Annotated in this window: 27 protein-coding genes and 1 other annotated feature; of the genes, 4 read left to right on the top strand and 23 right to left on the bottom strand. The window is 35.9% G+C overall.

The window, feature by feature from the left end; all coding sequences use genetic code 11:
- Nucleotides 1-45: 45 nt before the first annotated feature.
- The 3 genes from rplJ to rplK form a co-directional block, all read right to left on the bottom strand.
- On the bottom strand, nucleotides 46-546 hold the full coding sequence (gene rplJ, locus AC1PU0_RS04460; protein ID WP_069654331.1) for a 50S ribosomal protein L10: 501 nt from the start codon (nucleotides 544-546) through the stop codon (nucleotides 46-48).
- 126 nt (nucleotides 547-672) lie between these two features.
- Nucleotides 673-800, bottom strand: a sequence feature (ribosomal protein L10 leader region).
- Nucleotides 801-889: 89 nt separating this feature from the next.
- Entirely contained in the window at nucleotides 890-1,579 is a 690-nt protein-coding gene (gene rplA / locus AC1PU0_RS04455) for a 50S ribosomal protein L1 (RefSeq protein ID WP_069654330.1), read from the bottom strand.
- 111 nt (nucleotides 1,580-1,690) lie between these two features.
- The gene (gene rplK, locus AC1PU0_RS04450; RefSeq protein WP_025872839.1) at nucleotides 1,691-2,113 is read right to left on the bottom strand and encodes a 50S ribosomal protein L11; all 423 of its coding nucleotides are present in this window, start codon (nucleotides 2,111-2,113) and stop codon (nucleotides 1,691-1,693) included.
- A 307-nt stretch (nucleotides 2,114-2,420) separates the two neighbouring features.
- On the opposite strand from rplK, the gene sdaAB reads away from it, so the two are divergent.
- Both sdaAB and sdaAA read left to right on the top strand, forming a co-directional pair.
- Nucleotides 2,421-3,089 carry an L-serine ammonia-lyase, iron-sulfur-dependent subunit beta gene (gene sdaAB, locus AC1PU0_RS04445; RefSeq protein ID WP_069654329.1) on the top strand — a complete coding sequence of 223 codons (669 nt, stop codon included), beginning with the start codon at nucleotides 2,421-2,423 and terminating at the stop codon, nucleotides 3,087-3,089.
- A 25-nt stretch (nucleotides 3,090-3,114) separates the two neighbouring features.
- Nucleotides 3,115-4,002, top strand: coding sequence for an L-serine ammonia-lyase, iron-sulfur-dependent, subunit alpha (sdaAA, locus tag AC1PU0_RS04440; protein ID WP_069654328.1), 888 nt, complete (start codon nucleotides 3,115-3,117; stop codon nucleotides 4,000-4,002).
- Nucleotides 4,003-4,059: 57 nt separating this feature from the next.
- Here the strand turns inward: sdaAA and rbsK are convergent, their stop codons facing one another.
- From rbsK to rpmG, 9 genes are all read right to left on the bottom strand, one after another.
- Nucleotides 4,060-4,959 carry a ribokinase gene (gene rbsK / locus AC1PU0_RS04435; RefSeq protein WP_206850483.1) on the bottom strand — a complete coding sequence of 300 codons (900 nt, stop codon included), beginning with the start codon at nucleotides 4,957-4,959 and terminating at the stop codon, nucleotides 4,060-4,062.
- 16 nt (nucleotides 4,960-4,975) lie between these two features.
- On the bottom strand, nucleotides 4,976-5,443 hold the full coding sequence (locus tag AC1PU0_RS04430; protein ID WP_206850484.1) for a GNAT family N-acetyltransferase: 468 nt from the start codon (nucleotides 5,441-5,443) through the stop codon (nucleotides 4,976-4,978).
- 35 nt (nucleotides 5,444-5,478) lie between these two features.
- The gene (dcuC, locus tag AC1PU0_RS04425; protein ID WP_206850487.1) at nucleotides 5,479-6,852 is read right to left on the bottom strand and encodes a C4-dicarboxylate transporter DcuC; all 1,374 of its coding nucleotides are present in this window, start codon (nucleotides 6,850-6,852) and stop codon (nucleotides 5,479-5,481) included.
- Between the two features lie 15 nt (nucleotides 6,853-6,867).
- Entirely contained in the window at nucleotides 6,868-7,788 is a 921-nt protein-coding gene (rihC, locus tag AC1PU0_RS04420; RefSeq protein WP_206850488.1) for a ribonucleoside hydrolase RihC, read from the bottom strand.
- Nucleotides 7,789-7,930: 142 nt separating this feature from the next.
- Nucleotides 7,931-8,947, bottom strand: coding sequence for a LacI family DNA-binding transcriptional regulator (locus AC1PU0_RS04415; protein ID WP_206850489.1), 1,017 nt, complete (start codon nucleotides 8,945-8,947; stop codon nucleotides 7,931-7,933).
- A 36-nt stretch (nucleotides 8,948-8,983) separates the two neighbouring features.
- The gene (locus tag AC1PU0_RS04410; RefSeq protein WP_206850490.1) at nucleotides 8,984-9,850 is read right to left on the bottom strand and encodes an alpha/beta fold hydrolase; all 867 of its coding nucleotides are present in this window, start codon (nucleotides 9,848-9,850) and stop codon (nucleotides 8,984-8,986) included.
- A gap of 112 nt (nucleotides 9,851-9,962) precedes the next feature.
- Nucleotides 9,963-10,505, bottom strand: coding sequence for a transcription termination/antitermination protein NusG (nusG, locus tag AC1PU0_RS04405; RefSeq protein WP_010773265.1), 543 nt, complete (start codon nucleotides 10,503-10,505; stop codon nucleotides 9,963-9,965).
- A 174-nt stretch (nucleotides 10,506-10,679) separates the two neighbouring features.
- On the bottom strand, nucleotides 10,680-10,850 hold the full coding sequence (gene secE / locus AC1PU0_RS04400) for a preprotein translocase subunit SecE (protein ID WP_025872850.1): 171 nt from the start codon (nucleotides 10,848-10,850) through the stop codon (nucleotides 10,680-10,682).
- 17 nt (nucleotides 10,851-10,867) lie between these two features.
- On the bottom strand, nucleotides 10,868-11,020 hold the full coding sequence (gene rpmG, locus AC1PU0_RS04395) for a 50S ribosomal protein L33 (protein WP_010760564.1): 153 nt from the start codon (nucleotides 11,018-11,020) through the stop codon (nucleotides 10,868-10,870).
- A 148-nt stretch (nucleotides 11,021-11,168) separates the two neighbouring features.
- Here rpmG and cbpA point away from each other — a divergent pair, with 148 nt between their 5' ends.
- A complete protein-coding gene (gene cbpA / locus AC1PU0_RS04390; RefSeq protein WP_069654322.1) occupies nucleotides 11,169-11,813 on the top strand; it encodes a cyclic di-AMP binding protein CbpA in 645 nt (214 codons plus the stop codon).
- Between the two features lie 123 nt (nucleotides 11,814-11,936).
- The gene (locus tag AC1PU0_RS04385; protein WP_479998760.1) at nucleotides 11,937-12,794 is read left to right on the top strand and encodes a PhzF family phenazine biosynthesis protein; all 858 of its coding nucleotides are present in this window, start codon (nucleotides 11,937-11,939) and stop codon (nucleotides 12,792-12,794) included.
- A gap of 101 nt (nucleotides 12,795-12,895) precedes the next feature.
- On the opposite strand, the gene murB is transcribed toward AC1PU0_RS04385, so the two are convergent.
- The 11 genes from murB to AC1PU0_RS04330 form a co-directional block, all read right to left on the bottom strand.
- Entirely contained in the window at nucleotides 12,896-13,798 is a 903-nt protein-coding gene (gene murB, locus AC1PU0_RS04380) for a UDP-N-acetylmuramate dehydrogenase (protein WP_206850492.1), read from the bottom strand.
- A gap of 71 nt (nucleotides 13,799-13,869) precedes the next feature.
- Nucleotides 13,870-14,784, bottom strand: coding sequence for a Gfo/Idh/MocA family protein (locus AC1PU0_RS04375; protein ID WP_479998759.1), 915 nt, complete (start codon nucleotides 14,782-14,784; stop codon nucleotides 13,870-13,872).
- Nucleotides 14,785-15,098: 314 nt separating this feature from the next.
- The gene (locus tag AC1PU0_RS04370; RefSeq protein WP_340689595.1) at nucleotides 15,099-15,575 is read right to left on the bottom strand and encodes a hypothetical protein; all 477 of its coding nucleotides are present in this window, start codon (nucleotides 15,573-15,575) and stop codon (nucleotides 15,099-15,101) included.
- Between the two features lie 17 nt (nucleotides 15,576-15,592).
- A complete protein-coding gene (locus AC1PU0_RS04365; protein ID WP_206850495.1) occupies nucleotides 15,593-15,772 on the bottom strand; it encodes a hypothetical protein in 180 nt (59 codons plus the stop codon).
- Between the two features lie 143 nt (nucleotides 15,773-15,915).
- Entirely contained in the window at nucleotides 15,916-16,197 is a 282-nt protein-coding gene (locus AC1PU0_RS04360) for a hypothetical protein (protein ID WP_479998758.1), read from the bottom strand.
- A 302-nt stretch (nucleotides 16,198-16,499) separates the two neighbouring features.
- Nucleotides 16,500-16,880, bottom strand: a complete 381-nt coding sequence (locus AC1PU0_RS04355) for a hypothetical protein (RefSeq protein WP_206850660.1) — start codon at nucleotides 16,878-16,880, stop codon at nucleotides 16,500-16,502.
- Between the two features lie 3 nt (nucleotides 16,881-16,883).
- Complete coding sequence (locus AC1PU0_RS04350) at nucleotides 16,884-17,249, bottom strand: hypothetical protein (RefSeq protein WP_479998757.1); 366 nt, start codon at nucleotides 17,247-17,249, stop codon at nucleotides 16,884-16,886.
- Entirely contained in the window at nucleotides 17,171-17,611 is a 441-nt protein-coding gene (locus AC1PU0_RS04345) for a hypothetical protein (RefSeq protein WP_479998756.1), read from the bottom strand. The genes AC1PU0_RS04350 and AC1PU0_RS04345 overlap by 79 nt, the downstream gene beginning before the upstream one ends.
- Before the next feature lie 133 nt (nucleotides 17,612-17,744).
- Nucleotides 17,745-18,131, bottom strand: a complete 387-nt coding sequence (locus AC1PU0_RS04340; RefSeq protein WP_113850084.1) for a hypothetical protein — start codon at nucleotides 18,129-18,131, stop codon at nucleotides 17,745-17,747.
- 16 nt (nucleotides 18,132-18,147) lie between these two features.
- The gene (locus AC1PU0_RS04335; protein WP_479998755.1) at nucleotides 18,148-19,029 is read right to left on the bottom strand and encodes a pre-toxin TG domain-containing protein; all 882 of its coding nucleotides are present in this window, start codon (nucleotides 19,027-19,029) and stop codon (nucleotides 18,148-18,150) included.
- 69 nt (nucleotides 19,030-19,098) lie between these two features.
- On the bottom strand, nucleotides 19,099-19,377 hold the full coding sequence (locus tag AC1PU0_RS04330; RefSeq protein WP_206850704.1) for a hypothetical protein: 279 nt from the start codon (nucleotides 19,375-19,377) through the stop codon (nucleotides 19,099-19,101).
- Nucleotides 19,378-19,610: the final 233 nt, after the last annotated feature.

The raw sequence follows: 19,610 nt of genomic DNA, 5'->3' as shown, positions 1-19,610 counted from the left end.
TTTAATAATTCATTATTTTTTATTTAGTGTGTCACTAGGCTGCAATTATGCAACTTCTTCTTCTTTTTCTGCCACTGCTTTGACAGCGTAAGCCACTTGTCTGACTGGCGCTTGTAATACAGATAATAGCATAGAAAGTAGTCCATCGCGACTTGGAAGTTTTGCTAAAGATGTCATTTCTTCTACTGAAGATACTTTACCTTCAATAACGCCACCTTTGATTTCCAAAGCTTTGGCAGTACTTGCAAATTCGTCGATGATTTTAGCAGGTGCTACTACATCGTCGTTACTGAAAGCGACTGCTGTAGGTCCTGTAAATACTTCGTCCAAGCCTTCTAGTCCAGCTTTTTTAGCTGCACGTGAAAGGATAGAATTTTTGATAACTTTCATTTCGACATTTGCATCACGCAATTGTTTACGTAAGTTCGTCACTTCTTCTACAGTCAAACCACGGTAGTCAACGATGACTACAGAAGCTGCTTCTTGAAACTTAGCTGTTGCTTCTTCGACTAGGGTTTCTTTTTTAGCGATTGCTGCTTCACTCATTTATTTTCACCTCCTGATAATTGATGGTGGAGTTTGGTTTACCATATGTTAGTTAAAAGCTTCTAAAGAAACTTCGCTCACTTTGTTCGCCAAGTATTGTTTTACATCGTCTTTTTTTCAAAAGTCGTGTAAAACAACAAAACTCCATGCCACCGTTGACATAGAGGGACGTAATTGTATGTATCAACAATTGTCCTCGGTAGGAAATTAAGACTTGCGTCACCTACTGTCTTCGGTACAGTTAATTATTAACCTCAACTACCTTACCATGGGAAAGGTAGTTGAGTCAATAATTTTTTTACTTATTTTCTATTAGTATGAGCAATTTGAGCTACTTTTCTAATTAAAATGAAGCTTGGTCAACATGGATTCCAGGTCCAAATGTAGTTGTTACTGAAATGTTTTTGATATATTGACCTTTTGCTGCTGATGGTTTAGCTTTCAACAATACATCGTTGATTGTATTGAAGTTTTCTAATAATTTTTCATTATCAAATGAAACTTTACCAATTGGTACATGGATGTTTCCAGCTTTATCAACACGGTATGTTACTTTACCAGCTTTTACTTCGTTAACAGCTTTTGTTACGTCCATTGTTACAGTACCAGTTTTAGGGTTAGGCATAAGGCCTTTAGGACCTAAGACACGACCTAATTTACCAACTTCAGCCATCATGTCTGGAGTTGCTACAACTACGTCAAATCCAAACCATCCACCTTGGATTTTTTGAACCATATCAGCGTCACCTACGTAATCAGCACCAGCTGCTTCAGCTTCTTTGGCTTTATCGCCTTTAGCGAAAACTAAAACGCTTTGTGTTTTACCAGTTCCGTTTGGTAATACTACTGCACCACGGATTTGTTGGTCTGCTTTTTTAGGATCTACATTTAAACGATAAGCAACTTCAACAGTTGCGTCGAATTTTGCAATATTTGTTTCTTTAGCCAAAGCGATTGCTTCTGCTACTGGGTAAACTTTTGTTGCTTCAACTTTTTTTAATGCATCTTGCATTTTTTTGCTTTTTTTAGCCATTTTGTTTCCTCCTTGATTGTGGTTATAACGGTCGAACCTCCCACGTAATTCATATCTTTGAATATGAAATAAACTGAGAAGCTACTTCTTTGGGTTCCTTAGAATAAAAAATTATCCTACAGTGATTCCCATGCTTCTTGCAGTTCCTTCAACCATGCGCATAGCCGCTTCAACGTCTGCTGCGTTTAGGTCTGCCATTTTAAGTTCAGCGATTTCTTTTACTTGATCTTTCGTAACATTCGCTACTTTATTTTTGTTTGGCTCACCAGAACCTTTTTCGATTTTTGCAGCTTTTTTCAATAATACTGCAGCTGGTGGTGTTTTTGTAATAAATGTAAATGAACGATCTTCATATACAGAAATTACTACTGGAATAATCAAACCAGCTTGATCAGCTGTGCGAGCGTTGAATTCTTTCGTGAATCCCATAATGTTGATACCCGCTTGACCTAATGCTGGACCTACTGGTGGAGCTGGTGTTGCTTTACCTGCAGGAATTTGCAATTTAACTAATTTTTCTACTTTTTTTGCCACGAGACATACCTCCTTGGGTCCGTGATGTGGTTAATTGGAGATGAAGATTTCTCCTCCCACGTCATTCTTTGACGAATCAAAGAAATTCTGCATGCAAAAAATGCACACTTAAATAGTATACTCTGCTTCTTATTAAATTTCAATACCTTTTCATTCTTTTTCCTCATAGATTTTCGTTTAGAAATGAGAGAAAGATAAATTTTTGTCGCATTTTTATTGCTGTTCTAGTTTATTCTTTGTAATTATGATAGACTTTCGTTAGAAAAATCCTGATTCACATTTAAATTAAAGGATAGGTGAACAGACAATGGAAAATCTACGTTATAAAAGTGTTTTTGATATCATCGGCCCCGTTATGATTGGTCCAAGTAGTTCTCATACTGCTGGTGCTGCCCGTATCGGTAAAATCGTCCGAAGTATTTTCGGTGAACAGCCAGATACTGTTGATATATATTTATATGAGTCTTTTGCGAAAACGTATCGCGGGCATGGGACTGATATTGCTTTAGTTGGTGGCTTATTGGATATGGAACCAGATGATGAACGTCTTGCTGATTCTTTAAAAATTGCGCATGAACAAGATATGGAAGTTTTATTTGTCCCACTAAAAGAAAAAGCTGAGCACCCAAATCTAGTTAAATTACTTGTTTCTAAAGGTGATCGAAAGCTTTCTGTTACTGGAATCTCAATAGGGGGAGGTAACATTCAAATCTCTGAATTGAATGGGTTCAAAATTTCTTTAACAATGGGGACTCCTACATTTATTATTGTCCATCAAGATGTGCCGGGAATGATTGCTAAAGTTACCAATCTACTCTCTGATACAGATATCAATATTGGCACGATGACTGTAACACGAGAATCCAAAGGTGAAAAAGCCATTATGATCATTGAAATCGACCATGCTGATATTGGTGATATTACAATGAAATTAGTTCAAATCCCTCACATTTACAGTGTAAATTATTTTGATTAACTTAAATTAAAGGAGCAAACTCGTTATGTTTCTATCTATAGAAGAATTAGTACAACAAGCAACAGATTTTCCATCCGTTGCTGAATTGATGATTGCAACAGAGATTGAAAATCACGGACATAGCCGCGAACGAATCATCGAAACGATGGAGCGTAATCTTGCTGTCATGAAGCAATCGATCCAAGAAGGTGTCGACGGTGTGACTTCGGTAACAGGCCTTACTGGTGGTGATGCAACTCGACTTGATGATTATATTCAAACAGGAAACTTTTTAAGCGGAGAAACAATTTTAACAGCGGTTCGAAATGCCGTTGCAGTCAATGAAGTCAATGCAAATATGGGGTTGATCTGTGCAACACCGACTGCTGGAAGCGCCGGTGTCGTCCCGGGTGTTTTGATGGCGGCAATAGAAAAATTACACCTTACACATGAACAACAATTAGACTTTCTTTTTACTGCCGGAGCTTTTGGACTCGTGATCGCAAATAATTCATCGATCAGCGGTGCCGAAGGCGGTTGTCAGGCGGAGGTTGGTTCTGCTAGTGCTATGGCAAGTGCCGCTTTAGTATGTGCCGCTGGCGGTTCAGCTGATCAAGCCGCACAAGCAATTGCAATTACTTTAAAAAATATGATGGGCTTGATTTGTGATCCTGTGGCCGGTTTGGTCGAGGTCCCTTGCGTAAAACGGAATGCTTTAGGCTCTTCACAAGCCTTTATTTCAGCTGATATGGCTTTAGCAGGCATCCGTAGTGTGATACCACCAGATGAAGTCGTAGCTGCGATGTACCAGGTTGGTCGTCAAATGCCCCAAATTTTTAAAGAAACAGCAGAAGGTGGCTTAGCTGTGACTCCCACTGCGCAACGATTAACAAAAGAACTATTCGACAATCAATCGGCAGCACCCACTAAATAATCAAAAAAGTTTGTAGCAATGATCAAAAGAAATGATGGTTGCTACAAACTTTTTTATTTAAAATAGATCAATATCCTCCAAGGTCGGCATCCCTGTTTGCGCCCCTAGTTTAGTCACAGAAAGTGTAGCACCTTTTCCAGCAATCTGAATGGCTTCTGAAACCGTCATTTCTTTTGCTAAGCATGCTGCTAAAATCCCATTAAATGTATCTCCGGCACCTGTCGTATCAACAACTGTTACTTCTTTAGCTGGAATCGTAATAACTTCATTCTCCGTTGTGTAAGAGATCCCATCTCCCCCACGAGTTACAATCAGTTGCGTCTTATGGGTTCTTGACCAGTTCAACATTTCCTTTTCAAATTGTCCCTCATCCGTAATCGAGTACCCTAGTAAGCCTTCAAATTCTGTTTCATTTGGTGTGATGATATCTACAACTGGTAGCATATCGATAACTTTTTCATCATAAGGCGCGGGGTTTAAAATCGTTACTGCCCCCTTCGCTTTCGCTAAGGACAGCCCTTTTTTTACTGTTTCGATTGGAATTTCCAATTGTGTCAATAGTATATCATCAGACTTAACGTTTTCAGTCAAGTTCGTCTCAATATCTTGTAACAACATATTTGCCCCTGGCAATACAACAATCGCATTGTCTTCCTTTAGTTTAAAAATCGAGGCAACTCCTGTAAAAATATTTTTTTCGGATGTCACTCCACTGACATCAATTTTTTCTTGTTCCAAATGTTTATAAACCTTAGAACCAAATGTATCATCACCGATTTTCCCAATCAATGACACCATTGCTCCTACACGAGCAGCTGCAACTGCTTGATTCGCTCCTTTTCCGCCGACATAATAGTCGATGCTTTGCCCCAAAAGAGTTTCTCCTACTTTGGGTAGTCGGTCTGTTTCCATAACCATATCCATATTGATACTTCCTAAAACTATTACTTTGTTCATCGCGGACTCTCCTTACTTATATTTTCTTCAAATACTCATAGAAAGAACCCAGATACTCTCTTTCAGCTTCAGTATACTCTGAAATTTTTTCAAAACCATGCTTCTTAAAAAAATAATGCATGTTACGATTAGAATGATTTGTACTTGAATAAATATGCTTTTCATTTTTTTCTTTTATTCTATTTATTATATCATTTAGTAAACTTGATGCATAACCTTTAGATAAATCATTTGGATTTGTTGCAATCCGTCTTAAACGATAAGCTTTTTGATCCAACTTATCTAAAGTAGCTACAGCAGTCAGCTTATGCCCCTCAATTAACTTATATAAAGATCCATTATAAATATCCTGCTGAACGATGTCTTCATTAGGATAAAGCTTTGTCCATTGATGCACATCCATTTGATTCATATATTTTTTTGCACATTCAAACAACTCATTGATTTCTCTACTATCTTTTAGTTCGGCTAACATTATTTTCATTTATGTTCATCTCCGAGAGGGTTCAGTTCACCAACTTAATAAGGAAGTAACAGAATCGATAATACAACAACACAAATAATTCCTATGATTGTCGGAACACTTGTCCGTTTCAAAATACGAACGGGGCTGACATCCACAGTCGATGCAACAATCATCACAACTGCCGCTACTGGAGAAATCGTTCTTGCTAAGTTTGCGATCATTTGCATTGGTAATGAAATTAAAATCCCATCAATTCCAGCCTTAGATGCTATATCTGGAATCAACTCGATCACAGCATAAAACATAGCCAATCCGCCACCACTTAAAATACCAAATAAAGTAGTTGCACCGCTAAAAATCAATGTGGTGACTAATCCAGCTGATGCAGATGATTCAACAGAGGCCATCAAACTATCAATAATCCCTAGAGACTGAACTGCTGTTGTGAATAAAGAACCACCGACAACGAGCATCACAACTTGACTAAAACCTTGTCCCATCCCTTTAAACATCTCAGCAGCAGAGTTTTGAATTTTTTTATACGATCTATGCCTAATTGTTTCAAATGCTACAGCAATGAAAAACGAAATGAATGTCAAAACAAAAATATCCATTTGAATCCCTTTCACAAACATGCTTGTAATCCCGACGACCAAAATTAAAATCAACGGTAACAAAGGTAAAAGAGCATAAATTTTCGGTGTATCTACTTCTTCTTTTTGAGCTAGTTCATCATTTTTGATTGCAACAAAAGCAGACTCACCTTCTTTTTTATCACAGTATTTTTGCCAGAAATAATGAGCTACAGCCATGATCAATAGAGTAGGTATCGAAATTTTAGCGTTCCATGCAACATAGGTCAATAAATCATAATCTAACGTTTGAGCTGCAATAACATTGTCTGCTCCAAGAGGTGTAGGCATGATTGTTGCTGTCATGGCAATTACACCCGCCGCAGTTAAAGAAGAAATTCCCATACTTGCTAACATTGGGTATAAAATCGCCATCAAAATAATCGCTAAGCTAGAAGCACTTGGCACAACCAAAGACATTAAGTTACCGACTAAGAAAACAAGTGGTACAAATAATGCTTTTGATTTTATTTTTTGTAACGGTTTAACCAAACTATTTACAGCAACTTGATTTGCGCCAATAACATTCATATAGCCAGAGTAACCAAACAAAATCATGATCACAATTCCTGCCGAACTAACTTGGGCAATGATCGTATCTTTAAATTTCAAGAAAATATCAAAAAATGCTAAGCCAGTTCCTTCACCTGCTGGGTATAATGGGTGCCCTAATAACACCGCAAACAGTAACAAAATCAATGCACCGCTGATCAAACTTAAGGCCGGATGATAATTTTTAATAATCAAATAAGCAACAAGAGCTAAAACAATTAATACTAATAATGACTCGATCATAGTATGACCCCTTTTTTAATTTATTTTTTCTAAATTCGTTACGACCCAATTCTGAAAAGCGGGGATATCGATAGCTAAACACGCTGTTGCATTTGTTGTATCATGGTATTTCATTTTCAAATCTGCTACGGTGGCACCTGCTGCTGGACCTTCTAAAGCGATTTCAATAAATGTTTCTTGAACTGTAAATAAATCTGGATCTGTTAAATAAGCAATAGCGCAAACATCGTGCATTTTCAACCCAGTCTGCAAACTACCACCGCGATAATGCTGGAATAATGAGTAGAACATGTTGCCAACTTTTCCAAATTCTTTGATTTTTTCTGTTTCATTTCTTGTCAGTACTGCAGTACTGGTTACGTCTAAGCCAACCATTACGATCGGAACGCCTGCTTGGAAAACAATTTGAGCTGCGTGTGGATCAACATACGTATTAAATTCTGCGCTTGTATTCGTGTTTCCTCTTGATAATGAACCGCCCATCATAACGATTTCTCTAATATTCTGCTTTACTTCTGGATACATATTAAAAAGTAAGGCAATATTCGTTAATGCAGCGATTGGAACTAGAGTAATGGGCTCCTTACTTCCAAGGATACACTCTTTCATTGCTTCAACAGCATGTACAGCAAGAGCTTTTGTTGTAGCTTGCGGGAAATCGTATCCGTCCATCCCACTTTCTCCATGAATTTCTGCTGAATCTTCAAGTTGGATCAATAAAGGTTTGTCACAGCCTTTTGCAACAGGTACTTGTTTATCAAAAAAGGACACTAGCTTCAAGGTATTCTCTGTCGTTTTGTTTGCGTTTACATTTCCTGCAACAGTTGTTAGCAACTTAACGTCTAATTCTGAATGATTAAGGGCAATCGATAAAGCTACTGCGTCGTCAATTCCTGGGTCTGTGTCGATGATGATTGGTCTTTTTTCTCTTATCATAAATCCTTCCTCCTTCTTAGGTTAAGCGCATTACCTAATTAGTATAAAAAAATACTTTTTCAGAAATAAAAAAGTATTTTTAGATTAACCGCTTAATCTATCTGCTCATTATGATAGCGCTTTATTTAAATTTCGTCAATACTTATTTTAAATTTTTGACACTTTCCCCTTTAAATAACGTTGGTTTCAAAATGATTGTTTCTGTTTTTACTTTTCGACTAGTTAGTATATTCTTCAGTAATCCAACAGCTTGTTCTGTTAATGCCAAACTATTTTGCTCTACTGTGGCTAATGAAATTCCAAGAATATCTGCTAACTCCAAACGGTCATACCCAATGATTGAAAGATCATCTGGAATCGTTTTCCCGTTGCTCAATGCCTGTTTCAATACACCAAAAGCAACCATATCATTGGAGGTGAGAACAGCTGTTACATCCGTTAACGCAAAAAGTTCCTTTGCTTTTTCCATACCGTAATTAAAACGATACCCCGTTTCAATGATGTATTCTTCTTTTACTTTTACACCATAACTTTCCAATGCTTGTTTATAACCATTAAGTCGATCCAGTGTACTCGGGACTTTAAAATCTCCCGTCATGAAGGCAATATTCCGATGACCATTTTTTAGAAGATATTCTGCAGAAAGTTTTCCACCAGCTTCGCTATCAAAATAGACTTGATTGACCCCAGAGAATGAAACGTGCCTATCAACTAAAACAAACGGTGCATCGATTTCTTTTAAAAACTGTTCTTGTTCTGCTTTAAATGAAAAAGACGCATTCGACAAAGCAATGATCAAGCCATCAACACCACGATTCAACAGCATTTGAATCAGATTTTTTTCAACAGTAAAATCATCATTAGAATTGACGATAATGGTTAAATAACCCAATGTTCTAAACCCTTCTTCTAATTGTTTGCAAAGCTTCGAAAAAAAAGGATTCTCAATATCTGGAATAACAACACCAATGGTCTGTGACGCTTTTTTGGCAAGGCTTTGAGCTGCGATATTCGGAACGTAATTCAATTCTTTAGCAATTGCTTTAATTTCTTGTTTCTTTTTTTCAGAGATTCTAGAAGGTTTGTCATTTAAAACTAAAGAAACCGCAGCTTCCGATACGTTGGCCATTTTTGCAATGTCTTTCATTCTAATTTTCATGACTTTCTCCTTTACCAGTAAGCTTGTTTTCGTGGTTTATTTCCATAAAAAATCTATAATACATTTATCGACTTCTGTATTTTCGTGCAGTTGGCTATGTTGCGCTGATTTTCCATAAAAAATTTTTTCTTGTACGTCATTTCCGTGTGCTTTAAGTAATGAAACCACACTTAATGCATCTGCTACAGGAACAGTTCCATCGCTTAGGCTGCCGTCTTCGATATCCCCTGCAATAATCATGACTTTCATATCTTTTGATACTTTCTTGATTCCGCTTAGATAGTCAGTATAGCGTTCACTCTGAACTTTAGGACCATTATTAAGAACATCTTCGATCGACTCTCCTTTAGATAAGTCTACAAAGTTATTAAATGGTGCTGCGATACCGACAAATTTATTGATTTTTGGAAGACTTGCATCATCACCATATTTCGTTAGATAACGCAAAGAGCTTGCTCCACCCATTGAATGTCCAACCAAATTAACATCTGTTATGCCATACTTATCGTGGATATACGCCAAACAATTTTTGATCCACTCTGCTTGATTCCACTCATTGTTTTTATTATCTTCAAACAAAATTTGGACACTAGGATTATTTTCTGTGCCAGTCAAGTTCCCTTGCGCCTGGACCTTACCAGTAGGACTAACAATCAAGACTAGCTCTTTTTTTGTAAAAGCATGCCTATCCATCCTTTTAATCATGCGACCAAAAGAATTTTCACCACCACTGTATCCGTGAATAAATAGTGTAGGGATAGCTGTCTTTTTCATTGTTTCACTTGTCGTTGAATTCTTTACAGCTTGTTGGTTTCCATTTTCGGAGACTTTTTTATTCGTACATCCAGCAAAAAATAAGAAGAAAAAGAGTATTGTTAATAAGTAATAGTTCGTTTTTTTCATTTTATCACCTTTTCAATCGTCACTATAGTAAGAAGAGAGTAGGGCAAAACAATCGTTCGTTTTGCTCCACTCTCTTAATGCCAAAGCAGGTCTGCTTCAGCTTTTTATTTTTTTAGATTGAGTCTACTTGTTCAAAGTCTAACTCTGTACTTGTTTCACGACCAAACATATCGATGTTCACTTTTAATTTTTGACGTTCTTCATCAACTTCTGTTACTTCACCTTCAAGACCAGAAAACGCCCCTTCAATAATACGGACTGTGTCACCTAAAGCAACATCCAAATCAGATTGACGTGTGCTCATGCCGATTGATCGCAAGATGTGATTGATTTCTTCTTGCAATAACGGCGCTGGCTTACTTCCGGCACCATGTGAGCCGACAAACCCAGTAACACCTGGTGTATTACGTACTACATACCAAGAATCATCTGTCATCGTCATTTCCACTAGTACATAACCAGGGAACGTTTTATGAACGATCTCCTTAGACTTGCCATTTTTTACTTCTGTTTCTGTTTCTTCTGGAACGACTACACGAAAAATGAAATCTCCCATGCCCATGCTTTGTGCACGTGATTCAATATTCGCTTTTACTTTGTTTTCGTAACCTGAGTATGTATGTAATACATACCAATTTTTTTCAAATGATTCCATTTCTGATTCGGCTCCTTTAGGGTTTATTGGTTGATGGAACAATACATTAAGAATCACAAGTACTGCCTTGCACTCATTTTCTTTTTCTCATGTGAAAATAAAAAAACCTCAGTCCCCCGAAGTTTTTTCTCATGTGCTATTATAGCACTGTTTGCAATGAAATACTAGTTTGAATTACTTAAGAATCCAACCAAAAGCTGTTTGGATCACTGTATCCATTACGAAGAATAATGCCGCAAAAATAATGGATGTTTCGATAACAACCAATGTGTCTTTGCGTAATTGTTTTTTAGATGGCCAAGAAACTTGTTTCATCTCATCTTTAACACTACGTAAAAATTTCATTTAAGCTCCTCCAATATCTATTTCGTCTCTTTATGTAACGTGTATTTTTGACAGTATTTACAGAATTTTTTGATTTCTAACCGTTCTCCACGTTTTCCTTCACTGACGGCTTTAGAATAGTTTCTGGAGCCACAATCTGAACAAGCAAGTGCTGATTTTTTTGTTGCCATTGTTCAACCTCCTCTATTCACAAATTTACTCAATAACATTATCATTCTTTCACCAGAATGTCAATGGATACTCAATAAACTATTGTTTTCTTTCAAATTATGTTATCATTACGTTGTCAGACGAATTTAACCTACGGGGGGTCAAAATATGTTATTAAAATCCGTTGTTATCAAAAAGAAAAATCTTACAACTGTCAATGAATCCTGCACTTTGGAAGAAGCGTTGACGATCCTTGAAGACTCAGGGTATCGTTGTGTTCCGATTTTAGATGAATCGGAAAAGATTTTTAGAGGAAATATCTATAAAATGCACATCTACCGCCATAAAGCAAACGGTGGAGACATGAGTTTGCCAGTAACTTATTTATTAAAAAACGCGACTAAATTTATTTTTGTAAACACATCATTCTTTAAAGTCTTTTTTACGATCAAAGAATTACCATATATTGCTGTACTGGATGAGAATAATTATTTTTATGGGATTTTAACCCATAGCACGTTATTGAATATCTTGGCTCAATCCTGGAATATTCAGCGTGGTAGTTATGTATTGACAATTGCGACAACAGGTAAGCAGGGCGATTTGGCTGCGATGACGAAAATCATTGCGAAACACAGCAGTATTGCCAGCTGTATTACGCTTGATATCGGTGAAGATGAATTTATCCGTCGTACCTTGATTACATTGCCAGCAGAAACAACTGAAGAGACTTGTGCCGTGATTGTTGAGAATTTAGAGCGTAAGAATCTTAAAGTCGTTGAAATTGAAGATTTACAAGCAAATGCTGAATAAAATAGTAAAAAAAGGAGCCTTTCAGTTGGAAGGCTTTTTTTATCTTCACTATCGATAGTAAATTGTATTATACATAATACTTTCTATAATACAATTTACTATCGTGAGAAAGGTTGGTACCGTATGAAACAAACTGTATATGTTGCAAGTGCATTTAGTAAAGATCATAAAGGCGGTAATAAAGCCGGAGTCGTATTTATAGAGTATCCATTGACTATTGCTCAAAAAATGGCAATAGCTAAACAACTGGGTTATGCGGAAACTGCATTTATCTCAGAATCTAACATTGCTGATTATAAACTTGAATATTTTACACCAAAAGAAGCGGTCGATTTATGTGGTCATGCTACAATTGCCTCTTTTACGATACTGATGCACTTAAATAAACTCTTCAGAAATCGTTATACGATTGAAACGAATAGCGGTGTTCTTACGATTACCATAAAAGATGACACTATATTCATGGAGCAAAACAAACCGATATTCTATGATGTTCTATCCCCAACAGCGTTCATCGATTGTTTTGACATTGAAGATATTGACACCAACTATCCAATTCAAATTGTCTCAACAGGCTTAAAAGATATTTTAATTCCTATAAAAACCGAAACACAATTACATGCTCTGAAACCCAATTTTGATAAAATCAAAGAAACCAGCAAGCATTATAAGGTTGTTGGAATGCATCTATATACGGTTAATGATGATCGAATAATCTGTAGAAATTTTGCTCCACTATATGACATTAATGAAGAAGCAGCCACTGGAACTTCAAACGGTGCGTTAGCTTGCTACCTTTATGAACAGTACTCACTGCAAAAAGATGTCTATGTATTTGAGCAAGGTTACTCTCTAGACTCGTCTTCTGAAATATTAGTTAAATTATCCACCAATAGCGAGAAGGATATAGAAAAAGTGTTTGTTGGTGGCAAAGGGTATTATTGTGAAACAAAGTGTTTAACTGTAGAAGATCATGAGTAAAAGTAGACTATAAAAAAAAGGGTGGGATATGACTCCACGAGTCACACTCCCTCCCTAAGACATCTAGATAATCGGTGAGAACAGAAGCGAATGTTTCTTTCTTAACGCTCTTCACCAATAATACGTACTTCTGTCTCCAATACAACATCAAATTTTTCTTTGATCACTTGTTGAATATGCGCAATCAATTCAACATAATCAGTAGCCGTAGCATGATCGATATTCACAATAAACCCTGCATGCTTTTCTGAGATTTGAGCGCCGCCCCATTGTAATCCTTGTAAGCCAGCATCTTGAATCAATTTCCCAGTAAAATGTCCTTCTGGTCGTTTAAAGACACTGCCGCAAGATGGGTACTCCAATGGTTGCTTCGATTCTCTTAAGGCAGTCAACTCAACCATCTGATCTTTGATTACGCTATTTTCCCCTTCGCTTAACGAAAAAGTCGCCTCTAATACAATACAGTGCATATCTTGAATCGCACTATGACGATAAGAAAATGCCATCTCTTCATTTGTAAAGGTTTGGATCGTCCCGTCTTCCAACAGCACATCAACACTTGTGAAAACGTCTTTAATCTCTCCACCGTAAGCGCCCGCATTCATATAGACAGCGCCACCGATACTTCCAGGAATCCCACAAGCAAATTCGAAACCAGTCAAATCATGCTCCAAAGCAACATAGGTTGTATCGATCAATTTTGCTCCTGCTTCTACAATGATCTGGTTTTTAGAAACAGAGATTTTTTTCATGTTTTCTAACATGATCACCATTCCGCGAATACCGCCATCTCGGACAATCAAGTTACTGGCATTTCCTAGGACAAGCCAAGGGATTTCATGACTTTTGCAGTATTCGACTAATGTCGCCACTTCCGCTTTTGATTTTGGAAAAGCTAGAACATCCACAGGTCCACCTGTTTTAGTAAACGTAAAATTCATCAAAGGTTCATCAAATAGTAAGGTTATATCTGTTAATTCATTCATCATTTCAATTTTATTCATCGAAAGTCGTTCCTTTCTTTCAAACATCCTTTTCATTCTAGCATGTCAAAGAGAAACTTTCTAGTCTGATTCTATAAAATATGTTCTTGATGCTTACGTAACATTTGAGCACATAGTTCATGACTTGTAAAGACTTTTTCTTGTTTTAAATACGTGCCATCATTAGTTTGAACTGCTTTGATAAATTCCTCCACCATTTGTTGAAAGCCGCGTTTTTCTACTGTAGTTATCCAATCGCCAAATTTTTTTTGTTGTGTCCCTAACGAGTTTTGGCTAGTTAAATCTGTTAGATTTTCCAATACTAACGTTCCTTCTGGACTTGTTACTTGGTAAGTTTCTGTATTTGCTCCTGCGTAGAGATTCATTGAAGCAATGGCTGTCGTAGTTTCTGTTTCTACGTGAAGAATCGCTCTTTTTAGTGAGCCATCTTCCTCAATGATTTTTGTTTGAACCTGGCGGATATCATCATCAAGGAGATAGACAAGTGTATCAGCTACATGTAAGAATAAATCGTAGATTACAAAATTAGCTGTAGATTCCGATGCTATTCGATTTTTTTGGATCAGCAGCATATTTTTATTGTCAACTGCTTTTAATTCGTCCACAAACGGTGCAAAACGGCGATTGAAGCCTACCATCAAAATCAGCTTTTTTTCTGCTGCTAGAGCTTGGATTTCTTTGACTTCTGCTAGGTTTTCACTTAACGGTTTATCGATGAACACGTGGATGCCCGCTTCTAGTAGTTGTTTTACTAGTTGACCGTGCACTTTGGTTGCCGCATGAACAAAACAAGCTGCTATTCCAGTCTGAATCAATTCTTCTGTTGAAGTGACCATTTCGTTGAAGCCGTATTTTTCACTGATTTCTTTTCGGGTTTGTTCATTTCGGGTGGATAATATAAACGTTGCTTGGTCTCTTAGTTGAGAGTACACAGGTAGATATGCTTTTTGCGCGATATTTCCTAAGCCGATGATTCCGATTTTCATATGAATTCCTCACGATCAATAGTTGATATATCCATCATACTATATTTTTTTAGGAATGGTTTAAAATTAGAGCTTTGCAACACAACTAAATCAAGATAGTCATCAGTTTCTATACTGTCTTAGTTTCATTCCGTTTTCATAGTCGACAACTTAACTAATTTCTACATCAAAAAAAGTCAAAAAGATTAAAAAAGTCCTTTGAATTTTTGTACAATAAATACAGCTAGCTGTTGGCAACTTTAGTAGTGAGTTATGGCTTACTAGTCAAGGCTTTATCATTTGATTACCAGTCTTGTGATAAAGTGCCTTTTTATTTAATTTGAATTATATTCTTCTAAATCTTTAGATACAGAAGAATATTCTTTTATAAATTCATTAATAATAGTTAGATCCTTTGACTTAACTAATAAAACTGTACCATCCCATGAAATAAATTCTGTATCTCCTAAAGGATGAATTATTTCTATTTTTGACTTCCACAAAGTTTCATTTCCATCTGCTATTGGTAGTGGAACATGTAAAACATCATTTAGTTCAGTATTACTTGGAAAACTTGTAAATACTCCCCAAATAAACATTATTTCTTCTTTATTAAAAAGCTCTTTTAGTTCAGTTCCCTTTCTCCAAACATAGTCTTTGTTTATTGGTATCTGTTCAAATGGATAAATATTACATTCGTAGTTACTAATAAGCCACATTTTTTCTAATTCTTTTTGCGGAAGTACATTAAATATTTCTGCCATATTTGCTACATAACCTGTTTTTAATTCACTAATTATTAATCCTTTCACAAACAATCTCCTATCCATTATTTTGATGGTTTTGGTTTTTTGGAATCTGACCAATCCCAAATATGTTCATGTGGAACTTTGGGATGCATTTTAGAATTGCCATGATCAGTATGATGAATATCTTTAATTACTCGTCCTTTATCATCAAAAATTCTTTCACTAATTAAATTACCATTTTTATCGACTCGTTTTATCACAGTATTTGGCTTGTGTATTGTAGGTATTTTACTATTCGTAGTTGTCTCTACTGTCAGTTTAGACCTACTAGGTTTCTTATACCCGGTTTTCCCTTTATTCTTCCCTCAATCCAGTGTATAGTTCTTACCACCTTTATTTCCCTTTAAAGTAGGCGTTTTGGGTGCGTTTGTCCCTTTGCCAGTAAACCCTTTTCTGGCTTCGTCAAAATATCTAGGTATTCTTTGTATTTTTCATTGAATTGAACGTCTGCTTGTGTGACTTTACTTGGATCAGTCATCCACATCCATACATAAGCGCCTGTGGCAAGTTGGACACGACAATGGTAACGACCTTTCATCCCTTCCGCAAATTCTTTTACTCGTTTGTTTTCGATTGCTTCAGTGCGATTTTTCCACCGTTCATCGATCGAAGTGGCCCAGGTCATATCTAATTTCCCAAGATCAAATGTACACAGTATAAATATCTTTATGAATAATTCCTTTAACTTTTTGTTCACTTTCTATTTGAATCTTTTTTACTACTTCAATTTTTTGACATACGAAAAAAACGGATCAGTGTTTTTTCACCCACTCATAAAAAAAGTCAAAAAGATTAGAAAAGTTTTTTGAATTTTTGTACAATAAATACAGCTAGCTTTTGTTAGCTATTAGCAACTTGATTAGTGAGTGTATTCTTACTAGTCAAGGCTTTATCGCTTGATTATCAGTCTCGTGATAAAGTGCCTTTTTATATGGTTTTCAAGTATTTTATTTCTTCATCTGACCATCTATCATAAAGCTTTTTCTTCAACTCATCAGACAATTCAAATATGTCTAACCACTCAGAACTTTGCCTTACACTATCAATATTCCATAAATCCGTATTATCAATATTTAATATTTTTTTTCTGAGGAGATAAGCCTTTTCTTCAATATCTTCATCAATTAATCCATTCTCTTTCAATTCAATTAGATTATTTTTACTAAAAAAAGAAGTAACACCCACAATTAAATCTTCAAAAATAAATGTTTCTATCTCTTCATCAGATAAATTTAAAATGAACATACCACTTTTATTTAAAGTATCTATAAACCAATCAAACTTTTCACCTAAAGATAATTTTTTCAACTGCTATTTACCTCCAAACTTTATAATGGTTGCTTTATCATTTGAAAAATTTATATAATCGTCTCCAACAATTTTAACTTTACCAGTATCTCCCGTTGAAAATCCATAATACGAACCTCCATGTATTCCGTCACCTGAGTGATAGAATACCATTCCATCCCCATCATTAGTAAACTTCCAACCATTACCTGCTGAACCATATGAAGCTTCAGTCCATCCCTCCCCTAGCATAGATTTGATTTCATTTTTAGTACTCCCGTATAATCTTTCAGGGTTAGAAATAATATCTTCTAACGAATTAGGTTTCCACTTAACATTTCCAGCACCATATTTATCTTTAAAATAATTATTCCAATCTTTTCCAGACACAGGATTCTCTGCGCCAAAATCTGTTTATGAGAATTAGCTCCACTAGGTTTCTTATACCCGGTTTTCCCTTTATTCTTCCCTCGATCCAGTGTATAGTTCTTACCACCTTTATTTCCCTTTAAAGTAGGCGTTTTGGGTGCGTTTGTCCCTTTACTAGTAAACCCTTTTCCTCCATAATAAGCACCAATTGCTAAGGCTGCAATCGCACTTGCTAGAGTCGACCATCGTTGCGCTTTTTCTAAATCCGTTAATGGCTTCCCTGTTTTTTGGTTGATCCCTGTTTTCAATTCTTCTGTAATTGTTTGAAAATACTCGTCAACCAAACCCTTTTCGGGTTTCGTCAATATATATCTTTGATTCAAATAATTCATTCATTCTTTGCTGAATTGACACTTGATTTACTTCCTTCCCAAATAATTATTTATGATATTAGTAATTTCACTCATTGAGTTCTCGCTTACGACGCCAATCGAATAGTAAAGTGCCTTTTTTATTTTATTTATCTACTTTATAATTTTTAATCCAATTAAGAATTTCTTTTTTGTTCGTGATTAGTTTGATAAATTTTTCTTCATCAAATTGAACTCGAGTATCTTTTATATTAACACCATGAGCCTCACTTAACATATCAATTATCATTACTTTTCCTTCTGAGCTAGATAATAAATATTGATTACCTTCTAAAAATACTCCTTCGTACTCGTTCCCATCATATAATTCATCACTAAAGTTAATTTTCTTACTAACATCATCAGAAACTACAAAATCTATTGTTTCTTGTAAATTATCTTCATCAATTTCTGAAAGTAAGAAGTCCTCTATTTTAAATATTTGTTGTTTTTTATACGATTGCAAAATATTCGTTATTTGCTTATCAATCACTTTGCTTACCTCCTATTTAAGGTTTTGGGACAGGATAGGTAGTCCACACATTTTTTAATTCATCATAAACTATTTTTATATGTGTTTCCCCTTTGGTTCCAATAACTTTCCCTGTATCAATAATACTAGAAAAAGAATTTTGTCCTTGGCTCCCTACTCCATTTGGTATAGTTTCTACAAGTTTTCCATTTTTTAATGCATCTTGAACTATTTTATTAGCTTCTTCGGCTGAAGAAACATTAAACTTTCTAGCTCGTTTAGCAGTTGAACTATTCAAATGTTTATTCTTAATTTCAAAATTTTTAATATTAATATCCAATCTACTTCCAGCCCCACTGGCTTTCTCTGAAACAATAACCTTCGTTGTTCCCTTCACAGGTTTAATTCCTTTATACGTTCCATATCCCGCTAATGCAACATCCGCAACTCCTGATAATCCTCGTAAGATACGATCTCCTGTAGACAGGTCTTTCCCAGTAAACAGGTCTTTTCCTCGCCAAGCCTCACTGATATTCTTTCCGCCAGAAGTCAGGCCTAACGCCACCATCAGTGGCCATAGCAACATTCCTCCGACCACTAGAACTGCACCATTTATCACTAAAGTCACGGCTAAATCTTTTACTTTTTCGTTCCTAGAATAGTAATCGAAAGAAGTATCCACAAATGCCATATTCTTATACTCTTCAAAACTAACATCACCGATTTGTTGCTTCATCTGATTATATTCTACACGAAGATAGTCCGCTAAGGGAGAACTATTGCCTAAAATATCTTCTAATGTCACTTTCATTAGTAGGCATGTGCTTTTATAAGTGCCCGAGGAACTCACAAAATAGCTATCACCTTGGCTAGTTCCTCGAGCTTTATAGTCTAACATGCCTACCGTTTTCTTTAACATTAAAATTTATTCTTCTAAATCCCTTATTTCTTCACCCTCAGAATCTAGCAAAATAGCAGTTGAAACCCTCTAAACCTTCTTCTTGTTTCGTAATTCTAACAACTGCTTTTCCATTTTTCGCATGGTTTGGTTAAAGTCTAGGTAAAACAACATAAAGACTTGTGAACAAGTATAGTATTTTCTGGCAATTTGTTGTTTGTTGACGGGTCTGTCTTTATCCTCAAAGAATTTTTCTAGTACGGATAACACTTCTTGCCATGAATGTAATTGTTCCCATACTTCATAAAGTGCGTAAATATCTTGGTGACTGATTTCTTTGATTGGTTGTTTATTTTCTGTTTGAATCATTTTTTCACTCCTTCAATTTTTTGATACACGAAAAAACGGTATCAGTAGTTGTTTCCTCACTAATACCGTTTCAATAACTTCACATTTACTATCTGAATTACTGTACTTCAAATAAACATTCGAAAAGACTAGAAAAGTCTCTTGAATTTTTGTACAATAAATACAGCTACTTTTGTTAGCTATTGGCAACTTGATTAGTGAGTTCGTGCTTACTATTCAAGGCTCTACTATCC

Source organism: Enterococcus sp. XAF26B05_ASV22 (genome assembly GCF_056727285.1).
The sequence above is the reverse complement of the archived record's forward strand: the minus strand, read 5'-3'. Positions and strand labels throughout refer to the sequence as shown.